Here is an 11,616-nt window from a genome sequence, read left to right as displayed (position 1 = left end):
TTGACAAGTATTTGATTCAGAGAACATATTGTTCTCAAATCGAACTCAAAGCTCTATTTCCCAACTCGCTCTTCACTTGTCAAAGACCCGTGCCGCTCACTCGCGGCGGTGTTGCTTTATGCAACTTTTCGTTTCCCCTGTCAACAACTTTTTTCAAAAGTTTTTTCGGAGGAAGCGCTTTCGGCTTGCGCTCCTTGGAGCCGCTGTGCCTCAGCGCGTTTTCGAGTTATGCCCATTTCCCCCCGATCTGTCAAACACTTTTTTCCCTTTTTTCGGAAGTTTTCCGCGAGATGACCTATATCCTGTTGACGATACTCAATATTTTATGAAAACTTTTTTGTTTCCTCTGCATCCGAAAAGCCCGCTTCGGGCTCTTTTCCCCCTTCTGAGCGGCAAAATCCGGGAAAGTCCAGCTCCTCAGCCTGAAAAATCAAAGGGGAAGGACATGCCCTCCCCCTGATTATGATATGATGATGCATGAACGCATGGAGACTATGATTTGCGTTCTTTCTCCGCACACAGGTCGTTCAGGGATCCGCTTTTACACACGAAGCTCTTTCCTCCACGCCTTATGCGAAGACTTCTCTTCTGCGGAAGGAAACCTGCTCCCCCCAATATACGTCACATGCACGCGATGGTTACGGATGGTTGTGGAACTTGTCGGCCACAGCTTTGGAGCCGCTGTGGCAGGGAGCACAGTCCATGTTGCCCTTCTGGATATCGGCCATTTTGCCCTTGCCGTGGCAGGTGGTGCAGCCGGTCACGGATTCCTGCTTGCCGAGAACGCCCTTCCAGTCCTTTCCGGCATCAATCTTGGCGTTCAGGATCTCAATGGCCTTACGGCTCACGTCGGCGGTGATACGGCCGCAGCGCTCACTGCGCTCCGTACTGTTGGCCGCGAGCTTGGTGGCGTGGGACCAGCGGGACACGGAAACATGGCAGAGCACGGAATGAGCCACGCTGGTGGGAAGCTCGCCCTTTACTCCCTGCGCGGCATCGCCGGGATTGTAAAGAGGGAAGGCCGTCTTTTCATACCAGCGGAACAGTTCATTTACCATGGGAGTGGCTTCACTACGAGGATAGAATACAGCAAAGGCCATGGCCGCACCGGCCAGAGCGCCGCAGATGGTGCCCCAGTCGGACATGCCGCCTTTGAAGCCTTCCATCATGGTGAAAGGGAAGCAATTGTAGGGCGCGCCGTATTTTTCGGCCATGGTGCCGATGATGCTGTAGAATACCCCGTAACCGCAGCCGTAGCCCTTGTACCAGTATCCCTTGTAGGCCACGGCGCTCGCGGCGGCTATGTCGTCGATCTTCTTCGGGGTCCAGCCGAATTCCCCACCCATCTGGCCGAAATGTCCATCCTTGCCGGCGGACATGGCCGGGGCGGCAGGCGCCGCGATAACATTGCCAGACATGGCGGCCAGGGAACCGCCGACAACCAGACCGCCCATGGCGCCCAGCATGGCTCTTCTGCTGTAATCCATACTCTTCTCCGAGGTAGAAAATGACATACACATACCTTGCCTGTCTGGGGAAAGGTACACCTTCGTACTATGTGATTAATGGAACATTATGTCAATAACAGCCATTCTCACTGAAGCGATATCAAAGGGGTTCCGCTGAACCCGCGACAGAAGGAATGCCGTGCAACAGACAATATCTGTCCTGTGGGCAGGTGGCGAAAAGGTATTCCGTCGACTGCCTGGTATGTATAACAGGGTGGAAAAAGCGGAACCTTCGGCAGGGGGCCGGATACACGCAACAGGCCCCCCCCTTGTTGCCCCACGGCAGCAGGATTCCGCACGCAGTACATGCCTCCGTTTGCTTCCACGGCAGCCAGTCATGAACCACACGGCAAAGGACACTACAACGCTCACGATTTTCTCATATATTCGTAACGGTTCTTCACGGCCTGCCCCCTGACCGCGCCCTCGTCGTATTCCCCGATGACTGCGTCCTTGCTGTCGGTGAGTACGAAGCCCGGCGCATAGGCATGTCTTCTGGAACGAGCCTTGCAGCCATAGCTTTATTCATCTGGCTTACGCCCCCCTACTGCACGGCATGGCAAAAAACATGGGTTCCCAACGTCGCGCCGATACGCTTCACCGGTGTCTTTCCGCCACACCTCGGCTAGCGCAACGAAAAATTGACGATAAAGCAGGCCGAAACCACCCACATGACAAGGCTTACTTCCTTCGCCCGCCCTGTACAGAGCCTTATGAGCACATAGCTGATGAAGCCCATACCGAAGCCCGTGGCGATACTGCCCGTAAGCGGCATGGTGATAATGGTGAGAAAGGCGGGCAGGGCATCGGCCATGCTGCTGAAATCAATGTTCCGCGTTTCCTGCATCATCATCGAGCCCACTATGATGAGTGCCGGGGCCGTGGCATAGCCCTGGACGAAGCCGACAAGAGGGGCGAAAACAAGGCTTACGAGAAAGAGCACCCCCACGGTGACGGAGGTAAGGCCGGTGCGGCCGCCTTCCGCTATGCCTGTGGAGCTTTCCAGGTAGCTTGTTACGGCGGGCGTTCCCAAGAGGCCGGAAAGCATGGTGCCGCAGGAGTCGGCCACCAGTGCCTTATCCAGCCCTTCTATGCTTCCGTCCTCCTTCATCAGGCCGGCCTTGCGGGAAAGGCCGATGATGGTGCCCATGCTGTCGAAAAGATCCACCATAGTCATGGTGAAAAGAACGGTGAAAAGGCCGTACTCCAGGGCGGCAAAAATATCGAGCTGCAAAAACGTCGGCATGAAACTGGGTATGCTGAAGCTCAGGATATCGCGCATACCGTGAGGTACGGGCCCCGCGCCCACGATCATGCCCGCCGCCGTAGTGACCGCCATGCCCAGCAATATGGAACCGCGCACATTCTTCGACTCAAGAACGGCAATGAACAGCACCCCGAACAGAGAAAGAAGCGTAGCGGGATCCTTCATATTGCCCAAGGCGACAAAAGTAACCGGATCATCCACCACTATACCCGCGCTTTTAAGCCCTATAAAAGCGATGAACATACCTATGCCCACGGTGATGGACAACTTGAGATTGAGCGGCACGGCACGGATGATCTGTTCACGCAGTTTCGTCACGGAAAGCAGGAAAAACACCACACCGGAAATGAACACGGCTCCCAGTGCCGTCTGCCACGGCAGCCCCATGCCCAGAACCACGGTATAGGCGAAAAAGGCGTTGATACCCATGCCCGGGGCGAGCGCTATGGGCAGGTTCGCCCACATCCCCATGAACAGCGTGGTCAGGGCAGCTCCCCACACGGTGGCGGCAAAAGCCGCCTCACGGGGCATACCGGCATCCGCGAGCATGGCTGGATTGACGAAAATGATATAGGCCATAGTCACAAAAGTGGTCGCACCGGCCATGGTCTCCACTTTTATGCTGCTTCCGTGCTCCTTCAACCTGAACATGCCGTTGATCATGCCTGCCATGTATCCCCCCGTATATTCTCAGGATTTCCCTTCTTCTCCGTATAAAAAACAAAACACGGCCTCTCTCCAGCAGAAAGACGGAAAAACGCCCTGAGGGCGCACATTTTCCTACTCGCCCGCATGTTCTGCCCTCTTCGCCTTTCGGGAGACTGTCCCCCGGGAAAATTCCTTCTTCTGAAAAAGGCCCCTCCCCCCCGGACTACGGGGAAAATCTCGCGCCGCATTGTCTACCGTTCCCTGCAAAAGTTCCGGGCCGCACGGCATGGCGGGGACCTGAAACGGCGTTCCACGGAAATTACCATGAACTTTTCCATAAACCAACATAAAAAACCGGAGGTTGCGCGGGCGGGGGCATACAGGACTGTACACGAGACGCCTTTCCCATGTACCATGCGGACGCAAGCTGCGAGCTTTCCACAGTCCTTTGTGCTTCGGACAGGCATAGCGCCCCGCCGAAGTTTGAAAAAACTCAACGCACAGGAGTTACGCCGTGAACAGCGCCTTTTCTCCCGATAAGGAATATCTTAAATGGTTTGCCGCACTGAGCGCCATTCCCCACGAATCCGGGAATGAACGCGCGCTCAGCGACTTTCTCATTGCGTTTGCCAAAGAACGCGGCCTCTTCGCCATGCAGGACGCCGCGGGTAATGTACTCATAAAGAAGCCCGGCACGCCGGGCATGGAGAACTCCCCGACCGTCATTCTTCAGGGACACATGGACATGGTCTGCGTGAAGGATGAGGGGCTGGACTTCGACTTCTCCAAAGAGCCGCTGAAACTCATGACCGACGGGGATCGTCTCTACGCCGAAGGCACTACCCTCGGCGCGGACAACGGCATAGCTCTCGCCTATACACTGGCCATACTCAACGCAGACGACATTCCGCACCCTCCGCTGGAAGCCGTTATCACCGTCGACGAAGAAGCGGGTATGGGCGGAGCGACGGCCTTCGACGTTTCCATTCTGAACGCTTCCCTGTTCATCAACATGGATTCAGAAGAAGAAGGCATATTCTGTGTCAGCTGTGCCGGAGGCAGAAGAAGCAGAATGAGCATCCCTGTGGAATTCCAGGATGCCTCCGCCCTTTGCTCCAGCGAAGGCTGGGAGCTTCGACGCATCACGCTCGGAGGGCTCGCTGGCGGACATTCCGGGCTGGAAATCATCCGGGAAAGAGGCAACAGCAACAGACTTCTGGCAAGGCTGCTGGACGGGCTCGGAAAACTCTTCCCCTGTCGTCTTGCAACACTGCAGGGGGGAACTGCAGCTAACGCCATTCCCAAGGAAAGCTCGGCCGTACTTTTCATCAAGGCGGAGAAAGAGGCTGTTCTGAAGGAAATGAAGCGCTGGGAAGAAACCTTCCGCCACGAACTTCGCGGCTCCGACGGCGCGGGCCTTGCCATAAACATGGACGAAGCGGAAGAGGAAACGCGCGTCCTTACGCAGGAGAGCGAGAAACGCGTCCTTTCCGCTGCAATGCTCGTGCCCGACGGCATAGCCTCCATGGACAAAAACATCACCAGCCAGAATCTGGTGGAGACCTCCAACAACTTCGCCATGATCCGTATGGAAGGGGAGAACATCGTCTTCCAATGCCAGACCAGAAGTTCCGTGGCCAGCAAAAAGGAGGACCTCTGCCGCAGGATCGACCTCCTCGGCGCCCTGGTCGGAGGAAGCGTCGAACATTCGGGAGACTACCCGGCCTGGGAATACAACCCCGAATCCCGACTCGAGCCAGTCTTCACGAAGAGCTACGAAGAGCTGTTTCATAAAAAAGCCCGTGTGGAAGGCATCCATGCCGGGCTGGAATGCGGGCTTTTTGCCGACAAATTCCAGAAGCTCGGTCGCAAAGTAGACTTTATCTCCTTCGGACCTACGGTAACAGGAGCCCATTCCACAAAAGAAACACTCTACCTTTCCTCTGCAGAAAACACCTGGAACCTTCTCAAGGAAGTGCTGCGCCGCATAGGTGAAGGGAAATAGCGCAGCCGGGCGCCCCATCTGACGCCAACACGGTATACAGAAACATAAAGGCCGCGCCGGAACATGGTTCCGGTACGGCCTTTTCTCATACTCCGGCATTTCCCAAAATACGGCGGGCATCCAGCTGCCTGCACCATGCCTTTTCTGATGAAGCGTACTTCAGGAAAAGCGATGAGGAGTGCTCAACCGTGCGGAAACGGATGCATAAAAACGGACGTTCTCCCCGGGAGGGGAAAACGCCCGTCAAAGCGAGCAAAGACTTCTTCAGGAGAAGAACTTCTGGATATAGCCCTGCACGAAGACAAGCACCACCACGAAAGGCAATATCCAAGTAAGATAGAAACGCAATACCCGGGGGAACTTCACCCCCCGGCCAGCATCCGTTTCCGCGATGAACTTATCCCACCCCCAGCCGAACCTGTGACAGCAGAACAGCATAAAGGTGACGGCCCCTATGGAGAGAAGGTTGTTGCTGAGAATGAAATCCTCCAGATCCATAAGCGTGCTGCCCTTTCCCAGAGGCTGCACGAAAGAGAGCACGTTGAACCCCAGCACGCAGGGCAGAGTAAGCAGGGTAAGTGCCACACCGTTAATGAGCGTGGACTTTCTGCGCGACCATTTCCACACGTCCATGCTGTAGGAGATGATATTCTCAATCACGGTGATCACCGTGGTAAGTGCGGCCGCGCTCATGAATATGAAAAACAGCGTACCCCAGAACCTACCGCCGGACATGGAGTTGAACACGTTGGGCAGGGTGATGAAGATAAGCCCGGGTCCGGAATCCGGTTCCACGCCGAAGGCGAAGCAGGCCGGGAAAATAATGAAGCCCGACATCATGGCCACAAAGGTATCCAGACCCACGATCCAGATGGATTCCTGAGTGATGGTATAGTCGCGGCCCAAGTAACTGCCGAAAATACACATGGAGCCTATGCCGAGACCCAGGGTAAAGAACGCCTGATTCATGGCGTCGTTCAGAAGGCTCCCTATACCAGCATTCACGGCGCGTTCCCAGTCCGGTGCAAGATAGAAGGAAAGCCCTTCCAGCGCTCCCGGCAGGGTGACGGCCCGTACGGCCAGCCCCAGCATGATGACGAGAAGGCCGGTCATCATGATCTTAACCACGCGCTCTATCCCCCGACGCAGGCCGAAGCTGCATACCAGAAAACAGAGTATGGACGTGAGAAAGGCCCAGAACGTCATACTCACAGGATCGGCCAACATGGAACCAAAGGCTGCGGGCATCTGATCGGGAGGCAGGGACAACTCGCCGTAAGCTGTTCGCCACACATAAAAAAGCATCCATCCCGCCACGGGTATGTAGAACATCATGAGCAGGTAGCTGCCCACCATACTTATCCAGCCCATGCGATGCCAGGAGGAACCTTCAGGTTCCAGCACGCGCAGGGCGTTTCCAAGGTTCTGCTGAGAGGCGCGGCCTACGGAAAATTCCATGATGAGCAAGGGAAGAGCCAGCATAAGTAGAAAGAACAGATAGGCCACCACAAAGACGGCGCCGCCGTACTTTCCCGTAATGTAAGGAAACCTCCAGACATTGCCGAGCCCAATGGCGCATCCGGCGGAAACGAACAGAAAACCGATGCGGCTGGCCATCTTTTCTCGTTGCATGATTCACTCCGAAACAAGGAAAACAGGCCCGGCGCAAAGTTCAGCAGGCTTGCCGGGCCGCAAGAAAAGCCTCTCGTGCCGAGGGAGGCGAAAAGGGCCTGCCCCTTTGGGCAGGCCGCAAGCCTCAGAAGAACTTCTGAATATACCCTTCCACAAAGATGACAAGAAGCACCACGGGAAGAATCCACGTCAGATAGAAACGCAGGAACTTGGGGAACTTCATCCCCTCGCCGGCATCGGCTTCGGCAACGAACCTGTCCCAGCCCCAGCCATAGCGCTGGCAGCAGAACAGGCAGAAGATGAGCGAGCCTATGGGCAGGAGGTTGTTGCTGATGATGAAATCTTCAAGATCCATGATGGTGGATCCCGCGCCCAACGGCTGAATGTCCGACCAGTAATTGAAGCCCAGGATACAGGGGAGCGTGCAGAGGGTAAGCACTATGCAGTTCACCTGCACGGCCTTCTTTCTCGTCCATTCATAGGTATCCATGAAATGGGAAATGATGTTTTCCAGCACCGCTATGACTGTGGTGAGCGCGGCTGCGCTCATGAACACGAAGAACAGCGCACCCCAGAACTGCCCCCAGGCCATGTTGTTGAAAATATTGGGCAGGGTGATGAAGATGAGCCCGGGCCCCGCGTCCGGCTTCACGCCGAAAGCGAAGCAGGCCGGGAAAATGATGAGGCCAGACATAAAGGCCACAAAGGTATCCAGAGAGACGATGAACACCGATTCCTTGGTCAGGGTGTTATCCCTGTTGAGGTAACTGCCGAAAATGCACATGGCGCCGATGCCAATGCTCAGGGTGAAGAAGGCCTGGTTCATGGCGTCGTTGATGAGCGACATGAGGCCCGCGTCCATGGCACGCTGGAAGTCGGGCACCAGGTAGAAAGCCACGCCCTCCATACCGCCGGGCAGGGTAAGAGAGTGGACGGCAAGGCCGATGACGATGAGCAGAAGCCCTGCCATCATAATTTTAACCACGCGCTCCACCCCTTTCTGAAGCCCCATGGCACAGACGCCGAAACAGCCGAGCGAGGCCAGCAGCGCCCAGAAAAGCATGGTGCCCGGGCTTGCCAGAAGACCGGTGAACACGCCGGGCACCTGATCTACAGGCAGGGAAAGGCCGCCGGTGATGGTGGCCCAGCAATAATACATCATCCATCCCGCCACCGGAATGTAGAACATCATGAGGGCGTAGGAGCCTATAATACTGAAGCATCCGAAATATTTCCACTTCGACCCCGGGGTCAGCTCCTGGAAAGCCCGGGACATATTGCGCCGTGAGGCCCGCCCCACGGAAAACTCCATGATAAGGATGGGAAGCCCCATGCCGAGAAGAAAAACAAGATAGGCGACAAGAAAGACCGCACCACCATATTTACCTGTAATAAAAGGAAAACGCCATACATTACCGAGACCTATGGCGCAACCGGCGGAAAGGAACAGAAATCCCAGCCGGCTGGCAAGCTGTTCGCGTTGTGCCATACCCTAACTTCTCCTTGGCGGGAATATTTTTCTTCGTATATGATGAAACCTTGAAGGACGGCAACAGAAAATTCCTCTTTTTCCGGCACGCCTTGTCCGGTGTTTCCCCCCTTCCCCGGGGTGGAAAACGCCGATTTCACGAGCGTGGGGCCATACCCCGGATTTCTTAAAAGAACTTCTGAATATAGCCCTGTGCGAAAATGAAGAGGAAGATAACCGGCAATACCCAGGTAAGATAGAAACGCAAAAACTTCGGGAACTTCATACCCCGGCCCTCATCGGCCTCGGCCACGAAGTTGTCCCAGCCCCAGCCGTAGCGGTGGCAGCAGAACAGCATAAACAAAAAGGAGCCGAGAGGAAGGATATTATTGCTGATGATGAAGTCTTCAAGATCCAGCACGCAGCTGCCCTTTCCGAAAGGCTCAAACCCCGACCATACGTTGAAGCCCAGGATACAGGGAAGCGTAAGCAGGGTAAGAACGACGAAATTGATGATGGTGGACTTTTTGCGCGACCAGCCGTACCCGTCCATGAAAAAGGCGATGATGTTTTCCAGCACGGCTATGACGGTGGTGAGCGCAGCTGAACTCATGAACACGAAGAACAGAAAGCCCCAGAAGCGTCCCATGGCCATATTATTGAAAATATTGGGCAGAGTAACGAAAATGAGGCCGGGGCCCGCATCGGGCGTAACATTGAAGGCAAAACAGGCAGGAAAAATGATGAGGCCTGCGGTAAGGGCCACAAAGGTATCGAGCGCCACGATGATGACGGATTCCTGCGTAAGGGAGCGGTCCTTTTTCAGGTAGCTGCCGAAGATGCACATGCTGCCCATACCGACGCTCAGGGTGAAGAATGCCTGATTCATGGCGTCATTGACAAGGGCCATGAAGCCCGATTCCACGGCACGCCCGAAATCCGGCTTGAGGTAAAATTCCATGCCCTTGCTCCCCCCTTCAAGGAAGCAGGAATGAAAGGCCAGCCCCACCATGATGAACAAAAGCCCCAGCATCATGATCTTGACCACGCGCTCCACGCCCTTTTGCAGACCCTGCCCGCAAATGGCGAAGCAGGAGGCGGAAACCACCACAGTCCAGAACAGCATGGTCCAGGGACTGCCCAGCATGTTGCCGAATACTGCGGGCACCTGCTCTGTGGGCACGTCCAGCGTGCCGTTTATCATGAACCAGCAGTAGCAGAGCATCCACCCCGCGATGGGAATATAGAACATCATGAGGATATAGTTGCCTATGGGGCTCATGATGCCGAACTTGTGCCACCAGGTTCCTTTGGGTTCCAGCTTTTCCAGAGCGTGGGCCATATTGCGCCGCGAAGCCCGGCCCACGGAAAACTCCATAATAAGCACGGGAAGGCCCACAAAAAGCAGGAAAAGAAGATAGACAACCAGGAACACTGCCCCGCCGTACTTACCGGTAATATAGGGAAAACGCCATACGTTGCCGAGCCCTATGGCGCAGCCGGCGGAAAGAAGCACAAAACCCAGACGGCTGGCGAGCTGTTCTCGTTGAATCATAACTCACTTCTCCTGCAAATGATTTCTTTAGGTATAGGCAAAAAATGCCGGAAACGGCAACAACAAAAGCTCCTCTTGACCCATTTGAAACACACTTGCGCCCGGAAAAAGGCTGTACTACACCTTTTGAGGCACACGTTTTCCCGAAGGGCACAAGCATGGACGAACGACACCACAAACGCTGGACGCACTGGGCCAACCGCGGCCTGCTCGCACTGGAAGGGGTCTTCACAGGCGTCGCCTGCGCCTTTGTTATCTGTCTTTTCCGTCTTTCCCGCGACAGTGCCGCTCCCGTCATTGCGTCATGGCTGTCCACATGGAAGGAACACTGGTACACGGCTCCTCTCTGGCTGTTTATCCTCATCGCCTCGGCGCGCTTTCTGGGTTGGCTGGTACGCAGGGTTCCGCTCATCTCCGGCAGCGGTATCCCGCAGACCGAACTTATTGTGCGGGGCAGGCTCCATATCTCGCGCAGGGAATGGCTCAGAATACTGCCCGCAAAGTTTACAGGCTGCCTTGTTTCCACGCTGGGCGGCCTTTCCCTCGGACGAGAAGGCCCGTGCATACAGATGGGAGCGGCTACAGCCGCCATTCTTACGGGCCTGTGGGACAGATTCTGGTTTTCCGGCCATATCCATATTGCCGCCGGTGCAGCGGCGGGCATGACGGCGGCCTTCGGTTCCCCCGTGGCCGGGCTGCTCTTCGTCTTTGAGGAAATGAAAAGCCGCTTTACCTGGGGGGGGTTCATCGCGGTAGGCTTCTCCGTCGCCTCTGCAGAACTTATGACCCGCTTTGTCTTCGGCTTCGGCCTTGTCTTTCCCTTCAGCCATGTGCAGGCCCCCGCCATCTCCGAACTCTGGATGCTGCCCTTCATGGGCGTTCTCATGGGCGCAGCCGGCGTTCTGTACAACAAGGCCCTGCTCGGCACGAAAAACTTCGAGGCCGCGCATACGCCCCTTTCCCAGAACTGGCGTATTCTGCCCCCCATGCTGGTCGCCTTTCTCCTGGCCTTCCTCTGCCCTTCCGTCCTTGGCGGCGGGGAGGAACTTGCCGGAAGCCTCATACGCTTCACAGGGCAACCTTCCTCCGTGCTCTCCTGCCTGCTTCTTCTTGCAGGCCTCAAAATCGCCTTTTCCCTTCTGAGCTATACCGGCAACGTGCCCGGCGGCATACTCATGCCCATGCTTTGCATCGGAGCACTGCTCGGGGCATTGTGCGGGCAGGCGCTGCTTGGCGTCGGACTCATCGCACAGGACTCATGGCAGAGCTTCATTATTTACGGTATGGCAGGCTTTTTTGTTTCCATGGTGCGCGTTCCTCTTACAGGCATAGCCCTGGTCACGGAAATGTCCGGGGCTCTCTCCTGCCTTCCCGGAGCCTTCGTAGTCGCCTTCATCGCCTTCTGGACGGCAAACGCACTCCGCTGCCCGCCCGTATACGATTCCCTGCGCGCCGCCATCGTCGTTTCGAGGAAGAAGTAGGGGAAGGGATGCAGGCGGGGGAAGGAGGACACCCTTTTGAAAAAGGGTGTCC

Annotated in this window: 8 protein-coding genes; 3 read left to right on the top strand and 5 right to left on the bottom strand. The window is 55.9% G+C overall.

Annotated elements, in window-relative coordinates; translation table 11 throughout:
- The coding region (locus K8W16_RS06765) for a hypothetical protein (protein WP_304122342.1) at positions 1 to 329 on the top strand (329 nt) is incomplete at its 5' end.
- A 309-nt stretch (positions 330 to 638) separates the two neighbouring features.
- Here the strand turns inward: K8W16_RS06765 and K8W16_RS06760 are convergent.
- A complete protein-coding gene (locus K8W16_RS06760; protein WP_304122340.1) occupies positions 639 to 1,487 on the bottom strand; it encodes a C-GCAxxG-C-C family protein in 849 nt (282 codons plus the stop codon).
- 646 nt (positions 1,488 to 2,133) lie between these two features.
- Positions 2,134 to 3,447, bottom strand: a complete 1,314-nt coding sequence (locus K8W16_RS06755; protein ID WP_304122339.1) for an NCS2 family permease — start codon at positions 3,445 to 3,447, stop codon at positions 2,134 to 2,136.
- 490 nt (positions 3,448 to 3,937) lie between these two features.
- Here K8W16_RS06755 and K8W16_RS06750 point away from each other — a divergent pair, with 490 nt between their 5' ends.
- Positions 3,938 to 5,428, top strand: coding sequence for an aminoacyl-histidine dipeptidase (locus K8W16_RS06750; protein ID WP_304122338.1), 1,491 nt, complete (start codon positions 3,938 to 3,940; stop codon positions 5,426 to 5,428).
- 264 nt (positions 5,429 to 5,692) lie between these two features.
- Here the strand turns inward: K8W16_RS06750 and K8W16_RS06745 are convergent, their stop codons facing one another.
- From K8W16_RS06745 to K8W16_RS06735, 3 genes are all read right to left on the bottom strand, one after another.
- Positions 5,693 to 7,060, bottom strand: a complete 1,368-nt coding sequence (locus K8W16_RS06745) for a sodium-dependent transporter (RefSeq protein WP_304122336.1) — start codon at positions 7,058 to 7,060, stop codon at positions 5,693 to 5,695.
- A gap of 124 nt (positions 7,061 to 7,184) precedes the next feature.
- A complete protein-coding gene (locus K8W16_RS06740) occupies positions 7,185 to 8,549 on the bottom strand; it encodes a sodium-dependent transporter (RefSeq protein WP_304122334.1) in 1,365 nt (454 codons plus the stop codon).
- A gap of 166 nt (positions 8,550 to 8,715) precedes the next feature.
- Positions 8,716 to 10,083, bottom strand: a complete 1,368-nt coding sequence (locus tag K8W16_RS06735; RefSeq protein WP_304122333.1) for a sodium-dependent transporter — start codon at positions 10,081 to 10,083, stop codon at positions 8,716 to 8,718.
- A 158-nt stretch (positions 10,084 to 10,241) separates the two neighbouring features.
- Here K8W16_RS06735 and K8W16_RS06730 point away from each other — a divergent pair, with 158 nt between their 5' ends.
- Entirely contained in the window at positions 10,242 to 11,564 is a 1,323-nt protein-coding gene (locus K8W16_RS06730; protein WP_304122331.1) for a chloride channel protein, read from the top strand.
- Positions 11,565 to 11,616: the final 52 nt, after the last annotated feature.

This window comes from Mailhella massiliensis (assembly GCF_020741395.1).
Taxonomy (GTDB): domain Bacteria; phylum Desulfobacterota; class Desulfovibrionia; order Desulfovibrionales; family Desulfovibrionaceae; genus Mailhella; species Mailhella massiliensis_A.
Note: the sequence above shows the minus strand (reverse complement) of the source record. Positions and strands in the feature narration are given on the sequence as shown.

Coding starts and splice junctions, on each gene's coding strand:
- K8W16_RS06760 (WP_304122340.1), bottom strand. CDS start 1,487: ATGGATTACAGCAGAAGAGCCATGCTGGGCGCCATGGGCGGTCTGGTT.
- K8W16_RS06755 (WP_304122339.1), bottom strand. CDS start 3,447: ATGGCAGGCATGATCAACGGCATGTTCAGGTTGAAGGAGCACGGAAGC.
- K8W16_RS06745 (WP_304122336.1), bottom strand. CDS start 7,060: ATGCAACGAGAAAAGATGGCCAGCCGCATCGGTTTTCTGTTCGTTTCC.
- K8W16_RS06740 (WP_304122334.1), bottom strand. CDS start 8,549: ATGGCACAACGCGAACAGCTTGCCAGCCGGCTGGGATTTCTGTTCCTT.
- K8W16_RS06735 (WP_304122333.1), bottom strand. CDS start 10,083: ATGATTCAACGAGAACAGCTCGCCAGCCGTCTGGGTTTTGTGCTTCTT.
- K8W16_RS06730 (WP_304122331.1), top strand. CDS start 10,242: ATGGACGAACGACACCACAAACGCTGGACGCACTGGGCCAACCGCGGC.